This is a genomic window from Streptomyces nidicola (assembly GCF_050106155.1).
Classification (GTDB): Bacteria; Actinomycetota; Actinomycetes; order Streptomycetales; family Streptomycetaceae; genus Streptomyces.
The window spans coordinates 9,111,397-9,135,659 of the sequence record NZ_JBNBPI010000001.1 but is presented as its reverse complement, the minus strand read 5'-3'; the positions used below and the strand labels follow the sequence as shown (position 1 = coordinate 9,135,659).

Sequence of the window (24,263 nt, the reverse complement as noted above, 5' to 3'; positions counted from 1 at the left end):
GGAGGCGATGGACGCCGTCCTGAAGCGGCTGCGCCGCGCGCAGGGGCAGCTGACCGGCGTCATCGCGATGATCGAGGCGGGCCGCGACTGCAAGGACGTGGTCACCCAACTGGCCGCCGTTTCACGCGCGTTGGACCGGGCCGGGTTCAAAATCATCGCCTCCGGCATGCGGGACTGCATGAACGCGGCGGACGGCGAGCAGCCGCCGCTCAGCGAGGAGGAGCTGGAGAAGCTGTTCCTGTCGCTGGCGTGACAGCGGCCGTGGGCGCGCCGTCCTCCTTCGGGGCGGCGCGCTTCTTCGGTGCGCCGCGCCCCAGCAGCACGACACCCGCGAGCGTCACGACCCCGCCGGCCACCTCCACGGGCGTCGGCACCTCCCCCAGCCACAGGTACGCGACCACGAGCGCCACACCCGGCACCAGGTACAGCGCGGCGGTCGCCGCCGTCACGGTCAGCCGGGCCACCGCATAGCCCCACACCACGAACCCGGCGGCGGACGGCAACAGCCCCAGATACAGCGCGGCCATGGTGGCACCGGCCGGAGCCCGGACCAGCTCGCCGAACGCACCCGGCGCCAGCGGGAGCAGCAGCGCCGTGCCTGCCCACATCGCGTAGCAGGCGACCTCGAGACCGGTGCGGTGCCGCAGCAGCGGCTTGATGGCGAAGTGGTAGACGGCCTGCACGACGGCCGCGCCCATGACGGCCCAGGCGGCGGTCGTATAGCCGGTCTCCCCGCCCGCGAGGGCGATCAGCGCGCAGCCGGCGAGCGCCGTGCCGGACCCCGCGACCGTGTGCCAGGTCGGCCGCTCCCCGAGGAACGCGACGGCGAGCAGCGCGCTGATGGCGGGCACCGACGCGACGATCAGGCTCGCGGTTCCGGCGGGCACCCTCGTCTCGCCCCAGTTGAGCAGGAGTTGGTACGCGCTCATGCCGCAGGCGCCGACCACGAGGATGCGCGGCAGATCGGCCCGACTCGGCCTGCGCACGCCCAGGAACGGCGCCACGGCGAGCAGCCCGAGCGACGCGGAGGCGAGCCGTACGAAGGAGAGCGCGGCGGGCCCGTAGCCGTCGAGGGCGACGCGGATGGCCGGGAACGCGGAGGCCCACAGCAGCACGGTGGCCGCGAGGGCGAGGGAGGTCTTGTCGAACGTCACGGACTTCACCCTCCCGACCCTGCTCCGTAGAATGAGAAAGGTCCAGTTACTCTTTCTTTCCCTTTCGAGAAGGTGAGCTTTGGTGTTGGAGGTGCGGCGGCTGCGGCTGCTCGCGGAGTTCGCCACGCACGGCACGGTGGCGGCGACCGCCGGGGCCCTGCATCTGACGGGGCCCGCGGTCTCGCAGCAGCTGGCGGCCCTGGAGAAGGAGACGGGGCTGACGCTCCTGGAGAAGCACGGCCGGGCGCTGCGGCTCACCGGCGCGGGGCGGCTCCTCGTGGAGCACGCCCAGGTGGTGCTCGCCGACCTCGCCGCGGCCGAGGCCGACGTGGCGGCGCTGCGGCAGGGGCGGCCGGGCGCGGTGCGGATCGCCGCGTTCCCGTCGGCGGCGCGGGTGCTGCTCCCTCTGGTGTGGCCGGAGCCCGGTGCGGACGCGCCGCGGCTGCACCTCGTCGAGCACGAGCCGGACGCCGCCGACGAGGCGCTGCGGCAGCGGACGGTCGACGTCGCGGTCACGCACGCGTACAGCCTGCTCCCCCGGCCGCTGCCGCCGGGCTGCGAGCAGCGTCATCTCTTCGACGAACCGGTGGAGTTGGCGCTGCATCCCGATACGGCGGCCCGGCACGGTCTCGCGCCGGGCGACAAAGCGGACCTCGCCGCGTTCGCGCAGGAGGCTTGGCTCGTGCCCGGCACCGACACCGCCTGCCACGAAATGACCCAACGGGCCTGCGGGGCCTCCGGGTTCGTGCCGCGCGCGGTGGCGCGGGCGAGCGACTTCGGGGTACTGACGGCCCTGGTGACCCGGGGCGCGGGTGTGGCCCTCGTGCCCCGACTCGCCCTGCCGACACACCTGGAGGGCGCCTCCCTGCACCCGCTGCACTCCCCCGTGCTGCGCACCGTGCGGGCCGTGTACCGGGCGGGCACGGCCGGGCACCCCGACGTCGCGTACGTACTGGACCGGCTCAGCGAGGCCGCTTCCGGTCGGCCCCACTGAACAGGTGGCTTCAGGCGGCCCGCCGCGCCAGCGCGCCGTGGCGGCGCACGAGGTCCGCGTACCGGTGGCCGCTGCCCTTGATGGTGCGCTTCTGCGTCGCGTAGTCGACGTGGACGAGACCGAACCGCTTGTCGTAGCCGTACGCCCACTCGAAGTTGTCGAGCAGCGACCAGGCGAAGTACCCGGCGAGCGGGACGCCCTGGCCGATCGCGCGGGCACAGGCCGCGAGGTGCCGCACCAGGTACGCCTCGCGCTCGGGGTCGTCGACGGTGCCGTCGGGACGTACGACGTCGGGGTACGCGGAGCCGTTCTCGGTGACGTACAGCTTGCGGGCGCCGTAGTCGTGGGTGAGGCGGAGCAGCAGGGCCTCGATGCCGGCGGCGTCGACCTCCCAGTCCATGCCGGTGCGCGGGAGGCCGGGGCGCGGCACGGCGTCGGCGAACGGGGCGGGTCCCGACGGGTCGTCGGCGATGGCCGAGGAGAAGTAGTAGTTGAGGCCGAGCCAGTCGAGCGGTTCGGCGATGGTCGCCAAGTCACCGGATCTCTCCGGGAGTTGGACTCCGTACACCTCCAGCATGTCCGCCGGGAAGCCGCGGCCGTGCACCGGGTCGAGCCACCAGCGGTTGGCGTGGCCGTCCATGCGGCGGGCGGCGGCTACGTCCTCGGGGCGGTCGGTGGCGGGTTCGACGTGGGCGAGGTTGTTGACGATGCCGATCTCGGCGTCCGGCACGGCGGCGCGGATCGCCTGCGTGGCGAGGCCGTGGCCGAGGAGCAGGTGGTAGGAGGCACGGACGGCGGCGGTCAGGTCGGTGAGCCCCGGCGCCATCCGGCCCTCCAGGTGGCCGATCCAGGCCGAGCACAGCGGTTCGTTCAGCGGTGTCCACTGCTTCACCCGGTCCCCGAGGCGTTCCGCGACCACGGCGGCGTACGCGGCGAAGTGCTCGGCGGTCTCCCGCACCGGCCAGCCGCCGCGGTCCTGGAGCGCCTGCGGCAGGTCCCAGTGGTAGAGCGTGACCGACGGGGTGATGCCCTCGGCGAGCAGCGCGTCGATCAACTCGTCATAGAAAGCGAGGCCCTTGGGGTTCACCGGCCCGTCGCCGCCGGGGACGACGCGTGGCCAGGCGACGGACAACCGGTAGGCATTGGTGCCCAGTTGACGCATCAGGCCGATGTCCTCGCGCCAGCGGTGGTAGTGGTCGCAGGCGATGTCACCGTCGTCGCCGCCGTCGATCTTTCCCGGTGTGTGCGCGAAGGTGTCCCAGATGGAGGGCGCGCGGCCGTCCTCGGCGACGGCTCCTTCGATCTGGTACGCCGATGTGGCCGTGCCCCACAGAAAGTCGGGCGGGAAGGCGGCGAGGTCAAGAGGGTCGGACACGAAGTTCCTTTCAGTCATGGCCACTTGACCGTTGACGGTCACTTGACGGCTCCCGCGGTCAGGCCGGTCACGAGGTAGCGCTGGAGCAGCAGGAAGCCGGCCACGACGGGCACGCTCACGACGAGCGAGGCGGCCATGATCTGGTTCCAGTACACGTCGTTGAGGTTGGCGTAGGCGCCGAGGCCGACGGAGAGCGTGCGGGTGGTGTCGTTGGTCATGACGGAGGCGAAGAGGACCTCGCCCCACGCGGTCATGAACGCGTAGACGGCGACGGCCACGATGCCGGGGATGGCAGCAGGGACGATGATCCGGAAGAGCGCGCCGAGCGGCCCGCAGCCGTCGACGAGGGCCGCCTCGTCGAGATCGCGCGGCACCGACTCGAAGTACCCGATGAGCATCCAGATCGAGAACGGCAGCGTGAACGTCATGTACGTGAGGATCAGCCCGCCGCGCGAGCCGAACAGGGCGATGCCGGTGGCGTTGCCGATGTTGACGTAGATCAGGAACAGCGGCAGCAGGAAGAGGATGCCGGGGAGCATCTGCGTCGACAGCACCGTCACCGTGAAGACGCGCTTGCCGCGGAAGCGATAGCGGCTGACGGCGTACGCGGCGAAGACCGCGACGACCACCGAGCAGACGGTCGCCGTGCCCGCCACGACGAGTGAGTTCATGAAGTAGCGGGCCAGCGGGACCGTCGACCAGATGTCGATGTAGGGCCGGATCGTCAGGCTGCTGGGGATCCAGCGGAACGCGCCCTGGACGTCCTGGAGCGGCTTGAGCGAGCTGGACACCATCACGTAGACGGGCAGCAGGACGAAGCCGGCGAGCAGGGTGAGGAAGATCCGGCGGGACCAGAGGAAGGAGCGCGGCGGCGCCGACGGCGACCTGTACCGCGGACGCGCCGGCTGTGTGTCAGACATCGGCGGTCTTCCTCCCCCTGGACGTGAGCACCAGGTACACGCCCGTCACGACGAGCAGGAACAGCAGCAACAGGACGGACATCGCGGAGCCGGTCCCGAAGTCCCATGTCACGAACGATGCTTGATAGATGTGGACCGAGATCAGGTCCGCTGCCTCGGGCGCCGCCTTGCCGAACATCACGTACGGCGTGTTGAAGTCGTTGAACGTCCAGAGGAACAGGACGAGGACCAGGACCTGGTTGACGGGCCGCAGCGACGGCAGCGTGATGCGGCGCAGTTGCTGCCACAGGCCCGCACCGTCGAGGGCGGCGGCCTCGTACAGGTCCTTCGAGATGTTCTGCAACCCGGCCATCACGATGAGGAAGGCGAACGGCCAGCCCTTCCACACGGAGACGGTGAGCAGCGCGAAGAAGCTGTTGTCGCCGATGAGCCAGAACGACGGCTTGTCGGTGAGGCCGAGCTGGTCGTGCAGTACGTGGTTCACCAGGCCGTTGTCGTGCTGGAACAGGAACACCCAGGTGATGACGGCGGCGTACACGGGCAGCGCGTACGGGACGAGGAACAGGGCGCGCAGCAGGCCGCGCCCCTTGAACGACTCCTGCATGAAGACGGCCGCCGCCGTGCCGATCACCCAGCACAGGGCGACCGAGGCGACGGTGAACAGGCAGGTGGTGACGAAGGACTTGAGGAGTGCCTCGCCGATGGCGCCGTCGAAGTCGACGGCGACCTTGAAGTTGTCGAGGCCGCTCCAGGGGGCGGTGGTCCAGTCGCGCAGGAAGAGCCGGGTGAGCTGCTTGAAGCTCATCAGGATGCCCATGGCCATGGGCACCAGGTGGACGAGGAGTTCGAGCACCAGGGCGGGCAGGAGCAGGAGGTAGGGCAGGCCGAACCGGCGGATCCGTCCGGGGCGGCGGGCCCGGCCGCCCGCCGCCTTGGGGGACTTGGGGCCGACGGCCGGCTCGGCCGACCGTTCGACCGTCGTGGTGGGTGTGGTCGTCATCGGGGTTCCGCTCACTTGGTCGGCATCTGCTGCTGCGCCTTGGCGAGCTTGGCCTTGACGGTGGCGGTGGTGACGGGCCGGCCCGCGGCGGCGTCCGCGAAGAGTTCCTTCACGGCCGTGCCGACGGAGGTCTCGAACTGCGACTCGTCGGCGACCTGGGGCAGCGGCGCCGCGCTCGTGGCGATGGTCTCCTTGAGTGTCGCGACGGCCGGGACGTTGAACGCGGCGTCGTTCTGCGCGGACTTGACCGGCGGGATGGACCCGTACGCCTTGTTGAGGATCTTCTGCTCGGGGTCACTGGTCATGAACTTCACGAACTTGGTGGCGCCGCCGAGGTTGTCGGTGTCCTTGAAGACAGCCATGTTGATGCCGGCGACCATCGAGTTGGTGCCGCGGCCCTGGCCCGGCGCGCCGGACTGGACGGGCGCGGGCACCACGCCCCACTCGTCCTCCTTCATGCCCTGCGTCTTGAAGGTCGCGGAGGCGGTCTGCCACAGCACCATCGCCGTCTTGTCCTTGGAGAAGTCGCTCAGGGACTGGTTCTGCGCGTACTCGGCGTTGCCCGGCGCGATGATCTTGTCCTTGGCCATCAGGTCGACGTACTGCTTCACGCCCGCGACCGCGCCCGGCGAGGTGAAGTCGGGTTTGCCGTCCGCGGTGAACCAGTCGGCGCCGTGCTGCTTGGCGAGGACGAAGACCTGGTGGATGTTGTTGGACAGGTTCGAACCCTCGGCGCCGATGCCCCACTTGCCGCCCTTGGAGATCTTCTTTCCGGCGGCGACGACCTCGTCCCAGGTCGCCGGGGGCTTCGCTATGCCCGCGTCCTTGAACATCTGCTTGTTGTAGTAGAGCGCGTACGCCATCGAGTACAGCGGCACCGCGGCCGGGTCCTTGCCCTGTACGCCCGCCGAGCCCAGTGCGGAGGCGACGAACCGGTCCTTGCCGCCGATCTTGTCGAAATTCTTGGCGTCCCAGGGCAGCAGGGCGCCGCTCGCCTGCAACGAAGCGCTCCAGGTGTTGCCGATGTTGAGGACGTCCGGGCCCTGGCCCGAGGTGGTCGCGGTGAGGATCCGGTCGAGGAGGCTGGACCAGGGAACGACCTCCAGCTTCACCTTGATGCCGGACTGCTTCTCGAACTTGTCGAGTTCCGGCTGGAGGACCTTCTTGTCGACTTCGACGCTGGCCCCCTGGTTCGAGGCCCAGTACGTGAGGGTCTTCGGGGAGTCGTCGGATCCACCGCTGGTCGGCGAACCGCCGCCGCAGGCGGTGGCCGCGAGGGCGAGCGAGAGGGTGATGGCACAGGCACAGGCGGCGCGGATTCTGCTCATGGCTCCAGGCGTCCCTTGTCCGGAGGATGGTCCGACGCGTTCAGGAACTGAACGCGGTCAGGACTTAATTTAGGACGTGAGTTAAGCGCCGAGGGGCTGGGGCGTCAAGGACTTCGACAAGTTCCGGGCCCAAGCGAACAGAGCGGGTTCAAGACTCGGACCCGCCGGCGTACCGCGCCGACCGGTCAGCCGATCACGAGGGGCAACTTCCGTGCCAGCGCGCCGAGTTCCTCCTTCTCCCGCTCCGTCGCAGGTCGGCGCCCCGTTCCGACGAGCAGCACGTCCGTGTCGGGCCACGACGCGGGGAACGCGGTGCCGGCGATGCCCTCCAGGAGCGCCCGCGCCCGTCCCAGACCCTCCTCCGGCGGCCCGGGCACGTCCGTGAGGTGGGCGACCAGGTCGAGGTGGTGCAGCGTCCACTCCAGGACGTACGCGGTGAGGTAGTCGCCCACCGTGAGGACCTGCTCCTGCGTGCTCACGCGGGCGTCCGGGTCGGCGAGCCCTGCGGCACGCCCAGCCGCAGAGCCGACGTCGTCGAGGTGGAACGTGAGCAGCGCCGGGTCCTGGTAGGCGGCGGCGAGGCGGACGGTCAGCGCGTCGAGCGGGTCCTCACCGGTCGGCGGCTCGTCACTCACGTGCCAGTACGTCACCGCGTCGACGGTCGGCTCCGCCGACGCGGGGGTGGCGAGGGTGATCAGCACGTCCTGCGCGTCGATGACCAGGTGACACACCAGGTCGCGCACCAGCCATCCGGTGCAGCCGGAGGGCCGCTCGAAGGCCGGCTCGGGGAGGTCGGCGACCGCGGCGCGCAACGCGGCCCATGAGCGCGAGAAGAGTTCCGTCGAACGCGAGGAGAGATCCGCCGAACGCGAGAAGTGATCCACGGCGGCACGCTATGCGGGGCGGGGACGCGGGACAAGCGCATTCGACGTGTGTGGTTCGATGCCCTCGACGGGACCGGCGGCGAGATGGATGTGCGCGTGTGAGCGGGGATACGGGTGTCAGGGCGCGGCGGAGCAGTGATCTGGCCGACTGTGTGGAAGCGATGCGCGCCGTGCACCACGCGGACGGCTATCCGACCAACTGGCCGAAGGATCCCGCGGGTTGGCTGAGTGACGGAGAGGTCGTGGGCGCGTGGGTCGGATGCCACGACGAGCGTGTCGTCGGGCACGTCCTGCTGGCCCGGCCCGCCCCGGGCGACGTGGCACCCACCATCGTCCCGGCAGGCACTCCGGTCGCCGTCGTGGGGCGGCTGTTCGTGGCGCCGTCCGCGCGCGGCCACCGGCTCGGTGCGGCACTCCTGGAGCGGGCCGCGCGCGAGGCCCGTCGGCACGGCGCCCTGGCCGTGCTCGACGTCGTCGCCACCGACTCCGCCGCGATCGCGCTGTACGAACGGCTCGGGTGGCGGTTCCTCGCGCGGGGCCAACAGGAGTGGGGGACGGGCGAGTTGGTGACCGTCAGGTGTTATTCGGCGCCGTCCGGGGACTGACCGCCGGATGCCGGGCGCCTGCGGCGGCGCAGCGGCACCACGTCCATCGACGCCAACCGCTGCTCGTCCGCCACGAGTTCGATGCCGGTGATGCGGGGCGGGTCCGTCGTGAGGTCGACCTCCACGGCGAAGGCGACCTTGAGGGTGCCCGCGTGCGTCCACACGACACCGGCCGTGCCGTCGAGCAGAGCGAGCCGGGCGGCCTTGGCACGGCCCGCGTACAGGGAGGCCACCGCACGCGCGCCGACCACCTCCCGCTCGGAACCCATGGCGATCGCCGCGGCGTCCGAGCGGACCACGACCTCCGGGTCGAGCACGGTGAGCAGCGCCTCGAAGTCACCGCCCTGCGTCGCCGCGAGGAAAGCCTCGACGACCTCGCGGCGGCGCTCGCGGTCGGCCGCCTCCGTGGCGCGCGGGTCGGCCTCGCGCACCCGGCGCCGCGCGCGGCTGGCGAGCTGGCGGGTGGCGGCGGGGGTGCGCTCGACGATGGGCGCGATCTCGTCGAACGGCACGGTGAACAGGTCGTGCAGCACGAAGGCCAGGCGCTCCGCGGGGGCGAGCCGGTCGAGGACGACCATGAGCGCGAGACCCAGGGAGTCGGCGGTGACCGCCTCGTCCGCCGGGTCCACGGGCCCCTCGCCCCTCTCGCCCCTCTCGTCCTCCTGTGCCTCGAGCGGGTCCTCGCGGCGGGTGGCGCGGGCGCGCAGCGCGTTGAGGCAGATGCGGGAGACGACCGTGGTCAGCCAGGCGGCGAGGTTGTCGATGGTGTCGGCCTCGTCCGTGCGACCGAGCCGGAGCCATGCCTCCTGCACCACGTCGTCGGCCTCCGCGGACGAGCCGAGCATCCGGTGGGCGACGGCGCGCAGCCGCGGGCGGTGCTCCTCGAAGCGGGCGGCCAGGGCTTCGGCATCGGCCATCTGTCACATTCCTTCGTGATGTCGTGTCATGGCAGTGCGCCACCCCATCTTGTCCGTAAAGGAGAACCGCATGTCGCAGGCCGCGCCCGCCCGTTCGGCGAAGCAGCGCAAGCAGGACACCCTCGACCGCCTGGAGCGGGAGGTCGACGCGTGGGTCGCGACGGCCGGGTCCGAGGGCGGCACGCCGTACATGATGCCGCTGTCGTTCCTGTGGCGGGACGCGTGCCTGTACGTGTCGACGCGTGCCACCAATCCGGTGGCGCGCAACCTCGTGGCGAGCGGGCAGGTGCACCTCGGCATCGGGCCGACGCGAGACGTCGTGCACATCACCGGACGCTGCGAGGCGCTCTCCGCCGACGAGGTCACCGAACCATTCGCGGACGCGTTCGCGGCGGCCGCCGGGTTCGATCCGCGTGCGGCCGACGGCCCGTACGTGTACTTCCGCATCCGGCCCGTGCGCATCCAGGCCTGGCGCGAGGCGAACGAGCTGACGGGCCGTGACCTGATGCGGGACGGGGTGTGGCTGGACATGGACTGACGCGACCGTGCCCCCGTCGCGCTCCGGAAGCGCGGCGGGGGCACATGTCGTACGGGAGGACGGGACAGGGGCGGAGGTCAGCCGACCGGCTCCGGCTCCTTGTCGGCCGCGGGGCCCGTGTTCTCCGCGTGCCAGTCGGCGTTGTCGGCGAGCGGCTTCTCCTTCAGGACGAAGGCGAGGACGAGGCCGACAGCGAAGACGGGCAGCAGGTACAGGAAGATCGGGACGAGCGCTTCCTGGTAGGAGCTGACGACCGTGTCGCGCAGGTCGGCCGGCAGGGCGCGGACCAGCGCCGGGGTCAGCGAGTCGCTGTCGCCGACCTTGGCGGCGGCCTCGGCGGGGATGCGCGAGGCCAGCTGGTCGGTGAGGCGGCTGGCGAACACCGCGCCGACGACGGCCGTGCCGAGCGTCGCGCCGATCTCCCGGAAGAAGTTGTTCGCGGAGGTGGCGGTGCCGACCTCCGAGCCCGGGAAGTCGTTCTGCACGGCCAGCACGAGGGTCTGCATCATCAGGCCGACGCCCGCGCCCGCGAGGCCGACGTACACGCACACCAGCCAGACCGGGTCGGACACGTCGAGCGTCGACATCAGGTAGGCGGTGAGCATGATGATCGCGGTACCGGCGATCGGGTAGATCTTGTACTTGCCGGTCTTGGACATGATCGCGCCCGACGGCAGGGCGGTGCCCATGATGCCGACGACCATGGGGATCAGCAGCAGTCCGGACTCGGTGGCGGACTTGCCGTAGACCATCTGCAGGTAGGTGGGCATGTAGCCGACGATCGCGAACATGCCGAGACCGATGACGATCATGCCGAGCAGGGTGGCGACGTTGAAGATCGGGCTGCGGAACAGGTGCAGCGGGATGACCGGCTCCTCGGCGCGCTTCTCGGCGAAGAAGAACAGCACCCAGGCGACGACCGCTCCGATACCGAGGCCGATGACCAGCGGGTCGGACCACTCGTACTGCGTGCCACCCCACGAAGCGAACAGCACGGTGCAGGTGACGGCCGCGGCCATCAGCGCCGTGCCGAGGTAGTCGAGCGTGACCTGGACGGCCTTGCGCGGCAGCTTGATCGCGACGGCGGCGACGAAGAACGCGAGGATGCCGAGCGGCAGATTGATCCAGAACGCCCAGCGCCAGGAGTGCTCGTCGGTGAACCAGCCGCCGAGCAGCGGCCCGACGACGGAGGAGAGACCGAACACGGCGCCCATCGGGGCCATGTACTTGGCGCGCTCACGCGGCGGCACCAGGTCGGCGATGATCGCCTGCGAGGTGATCATGAGGCCACCGCCGCCGAGGCCCTGGAGGGCGCGGCCGACGATCAACGTACCCATGTTCTGGGCGAGTCCGCAGACCACCGAGCCCACCAGGAACAGGGCTATGCCCGCGAGAAAGATGTTCTTGCGGCCCATGAGGTCGCCGAGCTTGCCGTAGACCGGCATGCCGATGGTGGCGGCGAGGATGTACGCGGTGGTGATCCAGGCCATGTGCTCGATGCCGTTGAGCTCGCCGACGATGGTCGGCAGCGCGGTCGAGACGATGGTCTGGTCGAGCGCGCCGAGCAGCATGGTCAGCATCAGCGCGGCGAAGATCAGGCCGAAGTTGTGCGGCTTGACCGTGCTCTCTTCGATCCCGTCGGCCGCCGGGTCGGGGCCGGAGTCGATGCCCTCGGAAGCGGGGGCGTGCGTCATTGCGGTGTTCTCCGATGTGGTGTGCGAGTGGAGTGGTACAGGGCTGACCCTGCGGCGGGAGAGCGGTTGCCGCGTACGGGTGATTCGGTGGTGCCGGTCCGGGGAGGAGCGGGGAGAGGGGAGTTCCATGGGTGACCGCGAGGGGGAGGTGGTCACACGGGTGGCGCGCCTACTTCACGGCGGCCGGTCCCAGCAGCGCCCGCAGCGCATCGAAGGATGCGCGTACGCGCTCGGCGGGCCCGGCGCCTTCGTCGGCGTGCGTGCCCGACTGGTGCCATCGCTTGATCCCGCTGCGTACGGTCGCCATGGCGACGCCCGCGAGCAGTTCGGCCGCCTCACCGTCGGGCGGGGTGCCGGTGCGCCGGGCGATGAGTCCGGCGAGGTCCCGTTCGACCGCCTCGCACTGGGCGAGGAACGTGGCCAGGACCGAGGGCACGCCCTCCGCGATGCGCAGCGAGTCCTCCAGTTCCTGCGGCTCGGGGGCCGCTTCCTGGAGGTGGTCGGCGAGAATGTCGCCGAGGTCGCGCAGCACCGCGTCGGTCCCGCTCCCCTCCCCCTCGGCGAACCGCTCCGCGAGTGCGGGCGGCACGGTGCCGGGGAGTGCGAAGAGGGCGGCTTCCTTGCTGGGGAAGTAGTTGAAGAAGGTCCGCGGTGAGACGCCGGCCTCCTTGCTGATCATCTCGACCGTGACCTGCGCGAAGCCCTGCTCCCGGGCCAGCCGGACCGTGGCCGCGTGCAGTTCGCTGCGCGTCTGGCGGCGCCTGCGAGCGCGCAGCCCCTCGGCGGGGGCGCTCGGTTGCTGGTCGGAGACGGTCACGGGCGTGATTCTTGCACACTGTGCAAACCTTGCGCGCACTGCACCCCCGTCCCGCGACGTGCCTCGCGTCACACATTCGCGTTAGGGTCGTATGCCTGCATTCGCCGCATTTCATTCCTTTGGCGGCACGAAACGACCACGACGGACCAACCACGGACTGGGGACTTCCGATGCGCGCTCGTCACGTCACACGTCATGCCACGGCGGCCGTCGCCGCCGCCCTCGCTCTGACGGCACTCACCGTGCCCACCGCGGGAGCGGCCGGCTCCGCCGCGCGCACCGCACTCGAGCGCTGCGGCGAGAACGATGTGACCGTGCGGGCCGCGCCCTCGGACGACAACGCCGACATCCTGAAGCTGAGCGTGCGCAACGACTCCTCGAAGGCCTGCCTCGTCGACCGCGTTCCGACGGTCACGTACGGGGAGCTGGACGGGGCGGCGCTGCCGCTGCCGACGGTGCCGCACGCCGGGCGCACGCTGGCCGCGCACGACACGGCGTACGCGGCGGTCCTGTCGGTCTCCGACGCGGAGGACGCCAAGGACGAGGCGCCCGCCGTCATGTACGTGACGGTGGCCGCGATCCCCGATCAACAGGGCCGCAGCTTCCAGGCGCTGACCCTCGGTTCACCGACGGGCGTGCGGGTGTGGGAGCCCGTGACGACGCTGTGGCAGCCCTCGGCCTCACAGGCCCAGCAGGTACTGGTGGAGCAGACCACGGGCCGCGACACGCTGGCGGTCTGACGGCCCGTAGAACCCCGGTCGGGTCGGGACCAACGCCCCCGCACCGGGGACCTTGGTCCCGGCCCCCTGCCCCGTACGCCGCGCCTAGCCTTGGGTTACTCCCCCGTATCGAGTCCGCACGAGACCGAGGCACCACGATGGCGCATCTCCCCTACCCGAGTGGCCCCCGCCCCTCACGGCACAGGCGGCGTTCGACACGTACCCGGCTCACGCTCGCCGGCGCTGTCGCCGCGGCCGCCGTCGCCATCGGCGTGATCACGGCATCCGGCGGCACCCACACTGTCACCGGTGGCTCGGCACCCGTGGCGCCCTTCGCACACGCGCGGTGAGTGCCGAGTCGTCGTGCACGCGCGCCCCGGGCAGCCGGTGTCGGGCGGCGACGAATGCCGCGTCCACGTCGCTCGTGCCGGTGGCCATGCACAGGCTGTAGCCGATGTCGTCGAGCCGGCGCTGCGCGGCAGGGCCCCCGTCGTCGGCGTCGAGCGCGCTGAGCATCTCGTACTCGCGGATGAGATCGGTCAACAGGGCGGGATGGGCGAGGAGCATGTTCTGCCACTCCCTTCCGTCGTCGTCTGCTGTCACACGGTCCACCCTCTGACTCCCCTGTCACAGGAGACCAAAACACACCCCGGGACGGGATTTCAGAACGCTCATGCGTGCGTCAGCGCGAGGCGGGCGGCGCGGAGTTCACCGGTTCCAGTGCCAGCAGCGTCGCGTCGTCCTGGAGGCGGCCCCCGGCGTGGTGCAGCAGGTCGGCCGAGAGCGCGGCGGTGAAGGGGGCGAGCGGCAGTGCGCTCAGCTCGGTGGCGCGCTCGGCGAGGGGGTAGAACTCACCCTCCGCGTCACGGGCCTCGGTGGCGCCGTCGGTGTGCAGCAGCATGCGGTCCCAGGCGGCCGCGGATATCTGCTCGGCGCCGCACCAGCCGTGCGCGAGGTCGAGCAGACCGAGCGGCGGCGCCGGGACGGGCACGGCGGCCGGCACCGCGGACCCGTCACGGATCAGGAGGGGCGGCGGATGCCCGCAGCACACCACCTCCGCGGACCCGTCGGGTGCGACCGTCACCAGCGTGGCGGTGACGAACCTGTCGGGGTCCTCGGAGTGCGCGACCAGCGAGTGCAGCCGCACCGCGAGCACCTCCAACGTCCGCTGCACGCACGCGAGCCGGCGCCAGGTGCGCAGGACCGCGTCGGCCGTGCGGGACAGCTCGGCGCCCTTGCCCATCACGTCCCCGATGAGCAGCCGGGTCCCGTACGGCGTGTCCACCACGCCGTGCAGATCGCCACCCGCGCCGCCGTCAGGACCCGCGCCGGCCGCCAGCCGCCGGGCGCTGACGCCGAGCGTGCCGAACGTCTCGGGCAGGGAGGTGGTCGATGACGGACGGGTGGTCATGAGGGCCTTTCGAGAGGGGGCCGGACGTCTCGGCTCCGGTTGTGCCGGTGGGGCGCGGCTCGATCGGCGCGACGGCCGTGGCGTTCCCGGAAGTGTAGTCAGCCGGGCGCGCCGTGTGACGGTTTCCCCGAAGTGCGTGCGGAAATCGCGGGAGACGTGCCAACTGCCCATGTTCCCTTTCCCGTTCGAGTGGTCGTCCGGTGAAGGGGGTTCGCTCGCACCCTGTTCCCTCTAGCCTGGCGACGGCAGTCGCAGCATCCGCGCCGCACGAGGTGAGCCCGTATGAATCCCAGTCCCACCCGGCGCACGCCGGGAGACCTGCCCGCCGAGACCACCAGTTTCGTCGGGCGGCGCCGGGAGCTGGGCCAGGTCGAGGACGTGCTGACGCGGGCCAGGCTCGTCACGCTGACCGGGCCCGGCGGCGTCGGCAAGACCCGGACCGCGGTGCGTGCGGCACGCGAGTTGCGGGAGACGTATGCCGACGGAGTGCGGCTCGTGGAGCTCTCCGCGCTGCACGACCCGGCGCTGCTCGCGAACGCGGTCGCGGCGGCGCTCGACCTGCCGGAGCAGGCGGCGCGGCCCGCCATCGAGGTGATCGCCGACCATCTGGAGGGGCGCGAGCTGCTGTTGCTGCTCGACACCTGCGAGCATCTGGTCGACGCGTGCGCGGTGCTCTGCGACGAACTGCTGCGCTGCGCACCCCGGTTGAGGATCGTCGCCACCAGCCGGCAGCCGCTCGACGTGCCCGGGGAGCACGTCCTGGCGATCGGCCCGCTGAGCATGCCGGAGCCCGCGGACGGCGCGGGGCGGGAGTGCGACGCGCTGGCGCTGTTCGCCGACCGGGCGTCCGCTGCGGTGCAGGGCTTCACGGTCGGCGAGGACAACCGGGCGGACGTGCTGGCGCTGTGCCGCCGGCTCGACGGGATCCCGCTCGCCATCGAACTCGCGGTCTCCCGGCTGCGTGTGCTGTCGCTCGACGAGATGCTGGCCCGGCTCGACGACCGGTTCCGGCTGCTCACCGGCGGGCGCCGCACCTCGGTGCCGCGCCATCAGACACTGCGTACGGCGATCGGCTGGAGCCACGACCTGTCGACCGCGGCGGAGCGGCTGTTGTGGGCCCGACTGTCCGTGTTCGCGGGGGAGTTGAGCCTCCAGGCGGCCGAGGTGGTGTGCGCCGACGAGGAGATCCTGCCGGTCGAGGACGTGCTGACCTCGCTCATCGGGCTCGTCGAGAAGTCCGTCGTGGTGCGGGTCGAGACCCCCGAGGGCACGCGGTACCGGATGCTCGACACCATCCGCGAGTACGGCCTGGAGCAGCTCGCCGCGCTCGGCGGCGAGGAGCGGGCCCGGCGGCGCCACCTGGAGTACTTCCTCGACGCGGCGCGCGCCTTCGACCAGGAGTGGACGGGCGACGCGCAGATCCCCCTGCTGCGGGCGCTCGTGCGGGACCAGGCCAATGTCCGGATCGCCCTGGAGCACTGCGTCGCGACGCCCCGGCTGCACTGCGACGGCCTGGAGATGGCGACGGCACTGTGGGGCTACTGGCACGCGACCGGGCTGCTCACCGAGGGCCGCTACTGGCTGCGCCGCACCCTGGACGGCTGCCGCGACGACACACCACAACGCGTGAAGGCCCTGTGGCTGATCAGCTGGTACATGGACATCCAGGGGGAACGGGGCAAGAACGAGGCGCTGTTGAAGGAGGCCGAGCAGATCGCCGCGCGGATCGGCGACCGCGTCGGCGCCACGTGGACGTTCTCCTTCCAGGCGCACCGCCGGTACTTCCTCGGCCAGATGGAGGGCTGCGCCGACGACTTCGACGAGGTCCGGGCCCGGATGACGGCGCTCGGCGACGACACCGGCCTGCTCATGCTGGGCTTCTACGCCGGGTTCATGCTGATCATCACCGGCGACCACGAGAAGGGCATCGCCTGGTGCGACGACTCGCTCGCACGCGGCGCCGCGCATCCGGGCGAGCAGTGGGCGCGCAGCTGGGCCCTGTGGGTCAAGAGCGTGGGGCTGTGGCTGAAGGGCGATCACGAGGCGTCCGTGGAGTGCGCCCGCGAGGGCATCCGCAGCAAGGCGGCGCTGCACGACCTGATGGGGCTCGCCCACTTCCTGGAGGGACTGGCCTGGCACGCGGGGCAGTTGCGGCGCTTCGAGCGGGTCGCGACGCTGCAGGGCGCGGCCGACGCGCTGTGGCGGCGGGCCGCGAAGGAGGCCAGGTTCGGCCTCCCCGTGCTGCACGAACTGCACACGCGGGCCGCGGACCCGGCCCGCGAGGTGCTCGGTGCCGACGGTTACCACCACTCGTTCGAGGAGGGCGCGACGCTGCCGCTCGACGCCGTGCTGGACCTGGCACTCGACGACGAGTCGGCGCCGTCCCCCGACGTGCCTCCGCAGCGCTCGGGCCCCACCGACGGGCTCACTCCGCGCGAGCGCCAGGTGGCCGCCCTGGTCGGCGACGGCTGCACGAACCGGGAGATCGCGGCGAAGCTCGTGGTGTCGAAGCGGACGATCGACTCCCATGTGGAGCACATCCTCACCAAGCTCGGTTTCACCTCCCGTTCCCAGATCGCCGCGCTGCACGCCACATCCGCCGCGGACTCCGTCGTTCCACCCTCCGAGGTGTGACGAAGCAGGTCGTAAGGGCGCGAACAGCCGCTACCTTGAGTACGAAACGACACCTCACCCAGGCCCACGGAGGCCGGATGGCCGAGGACGGTGCACGGGGGTCGGGCCCGCTGCCGAGGTTGCGGCTCGACGAACTGCTCGAGGAACTCCAGGTACGCATCGGCGCGGTCCGGCGTACCCGCGACCGGTTGCAGGGGCTGCTCGAAGCGGTCCTGTCGGTGGGGCAGGAGCTGGATCTCTCCCAGGTGCTGCGGCGCATCGTGGAGGCCGCCGTGGTCCTGGTGGACGCCGAGTACGGGGCGCTCGGGGTGATCGGCGAGGACCGGCGCAAGCTGTCGCAGTTCCTGCCGGTCGGGATCAGCGACGACCTGCGCGCGGAGATCGGAGACCTGCCGTCGGGGCACGGTCTGCTGGGCGAGCTGATCCGGCACCCGGAGCCGCTGCGGCTTTCCGAGCTCGCCGGGCACCCCGCCTCCGCGGGCTTCCCGCCGCGCCATCCGCCGATGCACACGTTCGTGGGCGCGCCGATCCGGGTCCGCGACGACGTGTTCGGGAACCTGTATCTGACGCAGAAGCGCGGCGGCGGCGACTTCGACGACGAGGACGTGGCGGTGCTGCAGACGCTGGGCGCCGCGGCGGGCGTGGCGATCGAGAACGCGCGGCTGTACGAGGAGGTCCGACTCCGGGAGCGCTGGCTGCAGTTGAGCGCCGACTTCACCGGGAGCCTGCTCTCGGGCGCCGACGAGGCCGAGGTGCTGCGCCTCATGGTGGACCGGGCGCGGGAGATCACCGCCGCGGACCTCGGGGTGGTGGCCCTCCTGGTCCCCGGCGACCACCTGCTGCACGAGACACTGGCGCTCGGCGAGCGCGCCCGTGCGCACAGCGACGTGACCCTGCCGCGCGAGGGAACCTTCGCCGGAACGGCGCTCGCCGCGGGCGAGTTGGTCACGTCGGACGACATCCGCAAGGACCCGAGGATCACCTACCAGCCGGACCGCTGGGACGGCCTCGGGCCCGCCGTGGCGGTGCCGATCGGCACGTCGGAGGGGGTGCGCGGGGTGCTGATGCTGGCCCGCCGCGCCGAGCACGCGCCGTTCTCCGCCGCCGAGTTGATACCGCTGGGCGGGTTCGCGGGGCAGGCGGCGCTCGCCCTGGAGCTCGCGGACCGGCGGCGGGACGCGGAGCAGATGAGCCTCCTGGAGGACCGCGACCGGATCGCCCGCGACCTCCACGACCTGGCGATCCAGCGGCTGTTCGCGACCGGGATGACGTTGCAGAGCGCGCAGCGGTTCGTGCACCACCCGGAGGCGGCGGAGCGCCTGCTGCGGGCCGTGGACGACCTGGACACCACCATCAAGATCATCCGCTCCACGATCTTCGGCCTGCGCGAGCGCGGCGCCCCGCCGACCGGGTCCGGCCTGCGGGTGCGGGTCGTACGGGCGGTGGAGGACGCGGCCCAAGTCCTCGGCTTCACCCCGTCGTTGCGCATGGAGGGCCTGATCGACGCGGATGTGCCGGGGCCCCTCGCCGACGACGCGCTCGCCGTGCTCGGCGAGGCGCTCACGAACGTGGCCCGGCACGCGCACGCGTCCTCCGCCGATGTCGCGCTCGTGGTGCGCGGCGGTGCGCTGACGCTGACCGTGGCGGACAGCGGCGTGGGGATCGCCACCGAGGCCGACGGCCATCGCAGCGGGCTCGCCAACCTCGCGGCCCGCGCGGCACGGCGGGGCGGAGCGCTGACGGCCGCGGCACGGGACAGCGGCGGCACCCTCCTGGAGTGGACGGTGCCGCTGACCTCACCGTCCCAGGGCGCGTGAGCCGGTGGCCCTCACGGTCGGTGCCTGTCCTGCGGCAGCCTCGTCGCGATCACGGCTGCCTGGATCCGGCGCTCCACGCCCAATTTGGCGAGCAGCCGGGAGATGTTGTTCTTCACCGTCTTCTCCGACAGGAACAGCCGCCGCCCGATCTGCCGGTTGGTGAGCCCCTCCCCCACCAGCGCGAGGATGTCCCGCTCCCGGTCGGTCAGTTCGACGCCCTCGACCACCGGCGCTCCCGGGTCGGTCGTCGCGGCAGGGCCGCCCTGCTCGGGACCGCGCAGGCTGCGCATCAGGCGGGCCGTCGTCGCCGGGTCGAGCATGGACTCGCCCGCGGCGACGGTGCGTACCGCGGAGACCAGGTCGGAGCCCTTGATCTGCTTCAGTACGTAGCCGCCCGCGCCGGCCATGATGGCGTCGAGCAGCGCGTCGTCGTCGTCGAACGAGGTGAGCATCAGACAGCTCACGTCCGGGATGAGCACGCGCAGTTCGCGGCAGATGGTGATGCCGTCGCCGTCCGGGAGGCGCACGTCGAGCACGGCCACGTCGGGACGGAGCGCGGGTCCCCGCGCGAGCGCCTGCGCGGCGGTGGCCGCCTCGCCGACGACGGTCATGTCGGGTTCCGCTCCGAGGAGGTCGCGCAGGCCGCGCCGCACCACTTCGTGGTCGTCGAGCAGCAGGATGCGAATGGGCCGGTCCGCTGAGAAAGTTCGTGGTTGTGGCATACGGCCCCCTCGGATGTGGTGTCCCCGCACGGGTGGGTGCGAACCCGTCTTGATCCTGGGGCCGGACGGACTGATCCGCCAGGGCCGAACGGTACCGTTCATCCGGCCCTGGCGGCCCGGCGTGCGGGCTACGCGGCCCCCGACCCGTAGGGGGCGTAGAGGTCGAGCAGACGGGTGCGGGTGACGCTGAGGCGGTGGGCGAGCACGCCGCCGACCCACTGGGCCACGAAGGAGCCGAGGTCGGGGTCGGACGCGCACAGGAGGCGGACCGTGAAGGCGTCGAACTCGTGGGCCCTGACCCGGGTTTCGGCCCGCGCGCCGAGCTGCCACACGTACGGCGGGAACAGCCATGACCAGCCGATCAGTTCGCCGTGGCCGAGGTATTCGACGACGGGAGCGGGTCGGCCCGGCACCCGCATGTCGAGGGCGACGGTGCCGGTGCGCAGGATCCAGAAGCGGTCGGCGCGAGAGCCCTCGGCGAAGAGCCGGGTGCCTTCCGGGAAGCTCATGTCACGGGCGAAGCGCATCAGCCGGCCGCGGTACTCCTCGGGCAGGGTCTGACTCATCCGTGGTGCCGTGGTGGTCATGGGCGGACTCCTTCCGGATCTCCGGTGGCGTCATCGCGTCGTGCGGACCACGTCCTCGCGATACCTCGACGATGCCGGGCCCGCGCCCGCGGGGGCAGGGGCCGAACGGCTCCGGCGCGGGGCCCTGTCGGCTCTGCAGGTGGGCCCTTCCGGGCCCCTGAGCAGGTGCTCCGTGGCGCCGTCGAACTCACGTCCGGCGCAGCGGCGGCCCGGCGCTACGCGTGCCGCCGGCTCCACTCGGGCCCCACTCGGCTCCAGTCCCGCTCCCATGCCGCGATCCTGCGGTGATCGAGGACGCGGCGCAGGAAGAAGCGGGCGAGGAGGGCGAGGGTCGCGGTGATGATGGTGACCAGGAAGGCAGCGGTGAGCGCGCGGGCCCAGATGGCCTCGGTGCCCCAGGGCTCGGTGGTGACCCGGCCGCCCGGGTCGAGCCAGACGGCGGTGCGATCGCCGCGTTCGAGCCCGGCGGGGACGGGCGCCGTCGCCACGACGCTGCCTCGTACGTCATCGCGCCAGCGGACCTTGACCGGGTACGTGACCGTGTTCTGTACGCCGCTCTGGGACGGCACGTCGTCCGGGGCGTCCTCGACCAGTTTGGCCCGCACCATCTGCCGCTGAGCCACCTGTACGCGGGCTTCCCCGGCCGCGTCGGCATGGGTCGCCCAGCCGGCCACCGCACCCGCGGCGGGCGCCATCAGGAGGGCGAGCAGTCCGAGCAACAGCGCCGCCCACCCCTCGACCGCGTCCGACCTGCGCCGCAGGGGGTTCCCCTTGGCTTGCCTGAACTTCTTGCAGGTCGTCATCGTCACCTCCCTGCCAGCGTAAAGCCACGCTCGCGCTCCCGGGCCGCCCGGCACAGGGGCCGAACGGCCCCTCGTCGAGGGCCGGTTCGCCTCTGCCTGCGCAGGTCGGACCGGTGAGAGGGTCCCGGACACCGGGGCCCGTGAGCACCCGATCCGTCCGTGCTCCACACGAGTGACCACCGCCAGGCGTGGAACCCGCGGCGGAGGCACACCGTCCGCGTCACCGCCACGGAGAGGTTCCCGTCATGACCAGTAGCCGCGTACTGAGCGTCGGGACGGACGCTTCACGCGAGAGCGTGCACGCCGCGGACTGGGCGGCCCGCGAGGCACTGCGCCGCCGCCTCCCGCTGCGGCTCGTGCAGGCGGCGGGCACGCAGCGGCCCGCGCCCCGGCTCCCGGACGTCGATCTGCCCGACCGGGGCGTCCTCGACCTGGTCGCGCTCCGGCTCTCGTACGCCCACCCCGCCCTGGAGATCATCGCCCGGCGGCGCGCCGAGCAGCCGGTGGCCGCCCTGCTGGAGGCGGCAGCCGAGTCGGAGGCCCTGGTGCTCGGCTCGCGGGGCTTCACCGGCTACTCGGGATTCCTCGTCGGCTCGGTCGCCCTCGCGGTCACGGCGCGCGCCACGCGTCCGGTGGTCCTGGTGCGGGCCGGCGGGCTGCCGCAGGACGAGCGGGAGGGCCCCGACTTCCGTCCCGTGGTCGTGGGGCTCGATGTGACGGCGCCCGCCGACGAACTCCTCTCGTACGCCTTCGAGGCCGCGGCCCTGCGCCGCGCCCCGCTGCAAGCACTGCACGCCTGGACGCTGCCGCCGATGCGCGGCGACCGGCCGGACGGGGCGAGGCCGGGCGACGCCGCACGCCAGGAGGAGCGGCTGCGCCGGTCCCTCACGGAGGCGGTGCGGGCCTGGCGCACGAAGTATCCGGAGGTGCGGGTCGAGGAACGGCTCCTGTACGGGCAGGCGGGCCACCATCTCCTCAAGGCGGCCACCGGGGCGAGCCTCACGGTGGTGGGGCGGCAGAGCGACGTGTCCCATCTGGGCTGCACCGCGCACTCGGTGGTGCACCATGTGACCAGCCCGGTCGCGATCGTCCCGCACAGCTGACCGCGCGGGCCCCTCCGGGCACCGCCGTGCCGGAGCCGGAATCGCCGGGTTCCCGTGGGCGATTCGACGCGAGGCCTCAAGATCGTCGAGACTCGCCGTATGCGATACGGCGTAAATCTTCTCAACTTCGGCGACGGCATGACCCCCGAGCACCTGGTGCGCCAGGCCACGGACGCCCGGGACCTCGGCTTCACCTTCGCGATGATCTCCGACCACATCGTGGTCACCCCGGACGTGCACTCGGTGTATCCGGCCCCGTTCTACGACCAGTTCACCCTGGCCGCACACCTCGCAGGACGCGTGCCCGGTCTCACGCTCGGCACGACGATCACCGTCATCCCCTACCGGCACCCCCTGCACACGGCCCGCCTCGCGGCGAACGTCGACCAGTTGAACGACGGCGGCTTCATACTCGGCGCGGGTGTCGGCTGGTCCGCGGAGGAGTACCGCGTGCTCGGCGTCCCGTTCGAGGAGCGCGGCGCCATCACCGACGAGTACCTCGCGGCGATCCGCGGCTCGTGGACGCAGGATCCGTTCACCTTCAAGGGCAAGTACGTGGAGTTCGAGGGCGTACGGACCGGGCCCGCGCCCTCGTCCACGCCGGGGCTTCCGGTGTGGGTCGGCGGCGACTCCCCCGCGGCGCTGCGCAGGGCCGGCAGGCTCGGTGAGGCCTGGCACCCGTTCATGCCGACGGTCGCGAAGCTGCGTGCGCAGCTGCCGCGTCTTGCCGAGGAGGCGGAGAAGGCGGGCCGTCCGGTGCCGGAGTTCGCGCCGCGCGTCCAGCTGATGATCGGGGACGTGCCGGACACGGAGGACCGCCCGCTCGGGCACGGGAGCGTCGAGCAGATCAAGCAGGACGTGGCGACGCTCGAGGAGTTCGGGGCGACGCACATCCTGTTCGACACCTACCCGGGCTCCCCGGAGGCCTGGCTCGGTCCGGACGAGGACCGGCGGATCCTCCAGCTGGTGAAGGAGAAGGTGCTCGGCTGAGTCCGGTTCGCGACCAGGGGGCGTCCGTGCCCCCTGGACAACCGTGGCCTCGGCGAATGTCGCCATCACGCAAACAGGACGCAAGTTCTTGCGCTAATCTTGCGCTCCATGACGCGCAGACTTGCTCAAGTGGCGAAGAAGGTCGGGGTCAGCGAGGCCACGGTCAGCCGGGTGCTCAACAACAAGCCCGGAGTGTCGGAGGCGACGCGCCAGTCGGTGCTCACCGCACTCGACGTCCTCGGCTACGAGCGGCCGACCCAGCTGCGCGGTGAACGGGCGCGCCTGGTCGGCCTGGTCCTCCCCGAGCTGCAGAACCCGATCTTTCCCGCGTTCGCGGAAGTGATCGGTGGCGCGCTCGCCCAGCAGGGCCTCACTCCGGTGCTGTGCACGCAGACCAAGGGCGGCGTCTCGGAGGCGGACTACGTGGAGCTGCTGCTCCAACAGCAGGTCTCCGGCGTGGTGTTCGCGGGCGGCCTGTTCGCGCAAGGAGACGCCGAGCACGGCCACTACCAGCGGCTCGCCGAACGTCAGGTGCCGGTGGTGCTCGTCAACGCCGCCATCGAACGGCTCGGTTTCCCCTGCGTGGCGTGCGACGACGCGGTCGCCGTGGAGCAGGCGTGGCGGCATCTGTCCTCGCTCGGCCACGAGCGCATCGGCCTGGTGCTCGGCCCCGACGACCATATGCCTTCGCAGCGCAAACTCGCCGCGGCCCGCGCCCTGGAGGGCAAGCTCCCGGCCGCGGCGGTCGAGCGGGCCATGTTCTCCCTGGAGGGCGGGCACGCCGCGGCGACCCGGCTCATCGACCGCGGCATCACCGGCATCATCTGCGCCAGCGACCCCCTGGCGCTCGGCGCGGTGCGGGCCGCCCGCCGCGCGGGGCTCTCCGTGCCCCGTGATGTCTCGGTGGTCGGCTACGACGACTCGGCGTTCATGAACTGCACCGAGCCCCCGCTCACCACCGTGCGCCAGCCCATCGAGTCGATGGGCCGGGCCGCCGTCGAGTTGCTCGTCGCACAGATCCAGGGCGGCTCGGTGCCGCCCGGTGAGCTGCTGTTCGAGCCCGAACTGGTGGTGCGCGGGTCCACGGCGCCGCCGGCTCCGGTGTCGTAGAGGACGCCTCAACTCCCCCGACAAACCCGCCTGTTCATTTTTTGCGGAATACGCGCGACATCTTGCGCCCATCGGTCGGCGGTGCTTGAGTGTGGCTCGCTCCGGCGCCCGGTCTCACCCACCGCGGTGCCGCGGGCCTCC

24 protein-coding genes are annotated in these 24,263 nt (G+C 71.8%); 10 read left to right on the top strand and 14 right to left on the bottom strand.

Features of this window, described 5'->3' with window-relative positions:
- The first annotated feature begins 7 nt into the window (after window positions 1-7).
- Window positions 8-253 carry a metal-sensitive transcriptional regulator gene (locus ACOKM3_RS41250; protein ID WP_426907026.1) on the top strand — a complete coding sequence of 82 codons (246 nt, stop codon included), beginning with the start codon at window positions 8-10 and terminating at the stop codon, window positions 251-253.
- Here ACOKM3_RS41250 and ACOKM3_RS41245 read toward each other — a convergent pair.
- Window positions 210-1,154: a DMT family transporter gene (locus ACOKM3_RS41245; protein ID WP_426906427.1), complete on the bottom strand. Its 945-nt coding sequence runs from the start codon at window positions 1,152-1,154 to the stop codon at window positions 210-212. The two genes, ACOKM3_RS41250 and ACOKM3_RS41245, sit on opposite strands and share 44 nt — an antisense overlap.
- A gap of 82 nt (window positions 1,155-1,236) precedes the next feature.
- On the opposite strand from ACOKM3_RS41245, the gene ACOKM3_RS41240 reads away from it, so the two are divergent.
- Entirely contained in the window at window positions 1,237-2,148 is a 912-nt protein-coding gene (locus tag ACOKM3_RS41240) for a LysR family transcriptional regulator (protein WP_426906426.1), read from the top strand.
- Window positions 2,149-2,158: 10 nt separating this feature from the next.
- Here ACOKM3_RS41240 and ACOKM3_RS41235 read toward each other — a convergent pair whose 3' ends face one another.
- The 5 genes from ACOKM3_RS41235 to ACOKM3_RS41215 form a co-directional block, all read right to left on the bottom strand.
- Window positions 2,159-3,541 carry a GH1 family beta-glucosidase gene (locus tag ACOKM3_RS41235; protein ID WP_426906425.1) on the bottom strand — a complete coding sequence of 461 codons (1,383 nt, stop codon included), beginning with the start codon at window positions 3,539-3,541 and terminating at the stop codon, window positions 2,159-2,161.
- A 20-nt stretch (window positions 3,542-3,561) separates the two neighbouring features.
- A complete protein-coding gene (locus ACOKM3_RS41230; RefSeq protein ID WP_426906424.1) occupies window positions 3,562-4,443 on the bottom strand; it encodes a carbohydrate ABC transporter permease in 882 nt (293 codons plus the stop codon).
- On the bottom strand, window positions 4,436-5,443 hold the full coding sequence (locus ACOKM3_RS41225; protein ID WP_426906423.1) for a carbohydrate ABC transporter permease: 1,008 nt from the start codon (window positions 5,441-5,443) through the stop codon (window positions 4,436-4,438). Before ACOKM3_RS41225 ends, ACOKM3_RS41230 begins: the two co-directional genes overlap by 8 nt.
- A gap of 11 nt (window positions 5,444-5,454) precedes the next feature.
- The gene (locus tag ACOKM3_RS41220) at window positions 5,455-6,771 is read right to left on the bottom strand and encodes an ABC transporter substrate-binding protein (protein WP_426906422.1); all 1,317 of its coding nucleotides are present in this window, start codon (window positions 6,769-6,771) and stop codon (window positions 5,455-5,457) included.
- Window positions 6,772-6,956: 185 nt separating this feature from the next.
- Complete coding sequence (locus ACOKM3_RS41215) at window positions 6,957-7,655, bottom strand: maleylpyruvate isomerase N-terminal domain-containing protein (RefSeq protein WP_426906421.1); 699 nt, start codon at window positions 7,653-7,655, stop codon at window positions 6,957-6,959.
- 98 nt (window positions 7,656-7,753) lie between these two features.
- Between ACOKM3_RS41215 and ACOKM3_RS41210 the strand changes: the two genes are divergently transcribed.
- A complete protein-coding gene (locus ACOKM3_RS41210; protein WP_426906420.1) occupies window positions 7,754-8,260 on the top strand; it encodes a GNAT family N-acetyltransferase in 507 nt (168 codons plus the stop codon).
- Here the strand turns inward: ACOKM3_RS41210 and ACOKM3_RS41205 are convergent.
- Entirely contained in the window at window positions 8,236-9,177 is a 942-nt protein-coding gene (locus tag ACOKM3_RS41205; RefSeq protein ID WP_426906419.1) for a sigma-70 family RNA polymerase sigma factor, read from the bottom strand. The two genes, ACOKM3_RS41210 and ACOKM3_RS41205, sit on opposite strands and share 25 nt — an antisense overlap.
- 70 nt (window positions 9,178-9,247) lie before the next feature.
- Here ACOKM3_RS41205 and ACOKM3_RS41200 point away from each other — a divergent pair, with 70 nt between their 5' ends.
- Entirely contained in the window at window positions 9,248-9,715 is a 468-nt protein-coding gene (locus ACOKM3_RS41200; RefSeq protein WP_426906418.1) for a pyridoxamine 5'-phosphate oxidase family protein, read from the top strand.
- A 77-nt stretch (window positions 9,716-9,792) separates the two neighbouring features.
- Here the strand turns inward: ACOKM3_RS41200 and ACOKM3_RS41195 are convergent, their stop codons facing one another.
- Window positions 9,793-11,409, bottom strand: coding sequence for an MDR family MFS transporter (locus tag ACOKM3_RS41195; RefSeq protein ID WP_426906417.1), 1,617 nt, complete (start codon window positions 11,407-11,409; stop codon window positions 9,793-9,795).
- Window positions 11,410-11,578: 169 nt separating this feature from the next.
- Window positions 11,579-12,226 (bottom strand): TetR/AcrR family transcriptional regulator, encoded by a 648-nt coding sequence (locus tag ACOKM3_RS41190; protein WP_426906416.1) that lies wholly within the window; start codon window positions 12,224-12,226, stop codon window positions 11,579-11,581.
- A gap of 170 nt (window positions 12,227-12,396) precedes the next feature.
- On the opposite strand from ACOKM3_RS41190, the gene ACOKM3_RS41185 reads away from it, so the two are divergent.
- The gene (locus ACOKM3_RS41185; protein WP_426906415.1) at window positions 12,397-12,966 is read left to right on the top strand and encodes a DUF4232 domain-containing protein; all 570 of its coding nucleotides are present in this window, start codon (window positions 12,397-12,399) and stop codon (window positions 12,964-12,966) included.
- 282 nt (window positions 12,967-13,248) lie between these two features.
- On the opposite strand, the gene ACOKM3_RS41180 is transcribed toward ACOKM3_RS41185, so the two are convergent.
- Together ACOKM3_RS41180 and ACOKM3_RS41175 are read right to left on the bottom strand one after the other, a co-directional pair.
- The gene (locus ACOKM3_RS41180; RefSeq protein WP_426907025.1) at window positions 13,249-13,512 is read right to left on the bottom strand and encodes a DUF5133 domain-containing protein; all 264 of its coding nucleotides are present in this window, start codon (window positions 13,510-13,512) and stop codon (window positions 13,249-13,251) included.
- Between the two features lie 115 nt (window positions 13,513-13,627).
- Window positions 13,628-14,356 (bottom strand): PP2C family protein-serine/threonine phosphatase, encoded by a 729-nt coding sequence (locus ACOKM3_RS41175; protein ID WP_426906414.1) that lies wholly within the window; start codon window positions 14,354-14,356, stop codon window positions 13,628-13,630.
- 282 nt (window positions 14,357-14,638) lie between these two features.
- Between ACOKM3_RS41175 and ACOKM3_RS41170 the strand changes: the two genes are divergently transcribed.
- Complete coding sequence (locus ACOKM3_RS41170; protein ID WP_426906413.1) at window positions 14,639-16,990, top strand: helix-turn-helix transcriptional regulator; 2,352 nt, start codon at window positions 14,639-14,641, stop codon at window positions 16,988-16,990.
- Window positions 16,991-17,067: 77 nt separating this feature from the next.
- Window positions 17,068-18,807, top strand: coding sequence for a sensor histidine kinase (locus tag ACOKM3_RS41165; protein WP_426906412.1), 1,740 nt, complete (start codon window positions 17,068-17,070; stop codon window positions 18,805-18,807).
- 11 nt (window positions 18,808-18,818) lie between these two features.
- Here the strand turns inward: ACOKM3_RS41165 and ACOKM3_RS41160 are convergent, their stop codons facing one another.
- From ACOKM3_RS41160 to ACOKM3_RS41150, 3 genes are all read right to left on the bottom strand, one after another.
- The gene (locus ACOKM3_RS41160) at window positions 18,819-19,529 is read right to left on the bottom strand and encodes a response regulator (RefSeq protein ID WP_426906411.1); all 711 of its coding nucleotides are present in this window, start codon (window positions 19,527-19,529) and stop codon (window positions 18,819-18,821) included.
- Window positions 19,530-19,657: 128 nt separating this feature from the next.
- Window positions 19,658-20,116, bottom strand: a complete 459-nt coding sequence (locus ACOKM3_RS41155) for a Crp/Fnr family transcriptional regulator (RefSeq protein ID WP_426906410.1) — start codon at window positions 20,114-20,116, stop codon at window positions 19,658-19,660.
- Window positions 20,117-20,331: 215 nt separating this feature from the next.
- Window positions 20,332-20,919: an Rv1733c family protein gene (locus tag ACOKM3_RS41150; protein WP_426906409.1), complete on the bottom strand. Its 588-nt coding sequence runs from the start codon at window positions 20,917-20,919 to the stop codon at window positions 20,332-20,334.
- Between the two features lie 245 nt (window positions 20,920-21,164).
- Here ACOKM3_RS41150 and ACOKM3_RS41145 point away from each other — a divergent pair, with 245 nt between their 5' ends.
- The 3 genes from ACOKM3_RS41145 to ACOKM3_RS41135 all read left to right on the top strand — a co-directional run bounded on the left by ACOKM3_RS41145 (window position 21,165) and on the right by ACOKM3_RS41135 (window position 24,122).
- A complete protein-coding gene (locus tag ACOKM3_RS41145; RefSeq protein WP_426906408.1) occupies window positions 21,165-22,022 on the top strand; it encodes a universal stress protein in 858 nt (285 codons plus the stop codon).
- Window positions 22,023-22,121: 99 nt separating this feature from the next.
- Window positions 22,122-23,012 (top strand): TIGR03619 family F420-dependent LLM class oxidoreductase, encoded by an 891-nt coding sequence (locus ACOKM3_RS41140; RefSeq protein WP_426906407.1) that lies wholly within the window; start codon window positions 22,122-22,124, stop codon window positions 23,010-23,012.
- 108 nt (window positions 23,013-23,120) lie between these two features.
- Window positions 23,121-24,122 (top strand): LacI family DNA-binding transcriptional regulator, encoded by a 1,002-nt coding sequence (locus tag ACOKM3_RS41135; protein WP_426906406.1) that lies wholly within the window; start codon window positions 23,121-23,123, stop codon window positions 24,120-24,122.
- Window positions 24,123-24,263 lie beyond the last annotated feature (141 nt).

Bases quoted from the DNA above. Each gene is read 5' to 3' on its own strand.
- ACOKM3_RS41205 (WP_426906419.1), bottom strand. From the start codon at position 9,177: ATGGCCGATGCCGAAGCCCTGGCCGCCCGCTTCGAGGAGCACCGCCCG.
- ACOKM3_RS41145 (WP_426906408.1), top strand. From the start codon at position 21,165: ATGACCAGTAGCCGCGTACTGAGCGTCGGGACGGACGCTTCACGCGAG.
- ACOKM3_RS41175 (WP_426906414.1), bottom strand. From the start codon at position 14,356: ATGACCACCCGTCCGTCATCGACCACCTCCCTGCCCGAGACGTTCGGC.
- ACOKM3_RS41170 (WP_426906413.1), top strand. From the start codon at position 14,639: ATGAATCCCAGTCCCACCCGGCGCACGCCGGGAGACCTGCCCGCCGAG.
- ACOKM3_RS41155 (WP_426906410.1), bottom strand. From the start codon at position 20,116: ATGACCACCACGGCACCACGGATGAGTCAGACCCTGCCCGAGGAGTAC.
- ACOKM3_RS41140 (WP_426906407.1), top strand. From the start codon at position 22,122: ATGCGATACGGCGTAAATCTTCTCAACTTCGGCGACGGCATGACCCCC.
- ACOKM3_RS41195 (WP_426906417.1), bottom strand. From the start codon at position 11,409: ATGACGCACGCCCCCGCTTCCGAGGGCATCGACTCCGGCCCCGACCCG.
- ACOKM3_RS41230 (WP_426906424.1), bottom strand. From the start codon at position 4,443: ATGTCTGACACACAGCCGGCGCGTCCGCGGTACAGGTCGCCGTCGGCG.
- ACOKM3_RS41225 (WP_426906423.1), bottom strand. From the start codon at position 5,443: ATGACGACCACACCCACCACGACGGTCGAACGGTCGGCCGAGCCGGCC.
- ACOKM3_RS41235 (WP_426906425.1), bottom strand. From the start codon at position 3,541: ATGACTGAAAGGAACTTCGTGTCCGACCCTCTTGACCTCGCCGCCTTC.
- ACOKM3_RS41220 (WP_426906422.1), bottom strand. From the start codon at position 6,771: ATGAGCAGAATCCGCGCCGCCTGTGCCTGTGCCATCACCCTCTCGCTC.
- ACOKM3_RS41250 (WP_426907026.1), top strand. From the start codon at position 8: ATGGACGCCGTCCTGAAGCGGCTGCGCCGCGCGCAGGGGCAGCTGACC.
- ACOKM3_RS41150 (WP_426906409.1), bottom strand. From the start codon at position 20,919: ATGACGACCTGCAAGAAGTTCAGGCAAGCCAAGGGGAACCCCCTGCGG.
- ACOKM3_RS41185 (WP_426906415.1), top strand. From the start codon at position 12,397: ATGCGCGCTCGTCACGTCACACGTCATGCCACGGCGGCCGTCGCCGCC.
- ACOKM3_RS41160 (WP_426906411.1), bottom strand. From the start codon at position 19,529: ATGCCACAACCACGAACTTTCTCAGCGGACCGGCCCATTCGCATCCTG.
- ACOKM3_RS41200 (WP_426906418.1), top strand. From the start codon at position 9,248: ATGTCGCAGGCCGCGCCCGCCCGTTCGGCGAAGCAGCGCAAGCAGGAC.
- ACOKM3_RS41180 (WP_426907025.1), bottom strand. From the start codon at position 13,512: ATGCTCCTCGCCCATCCCGCCCTGTTGACCGATCTCATCCGCGAGTAC.
- ACOKM3_RS41165 (WP_426906412.1), top strand. From the start codon at position 17,068: ATGGCCGAGGACGGTGCACGGGGGTCGGGCCCGCTGCCGAGGTTGCGG.
- ACOKM3_RS41135 (WP_426906406.1), top strand. From the start codon at position 23,121: ATGACGCGCAGACTTGCTCAAGTGGCGAAGAAGGTCGGGGTCAGCGAG.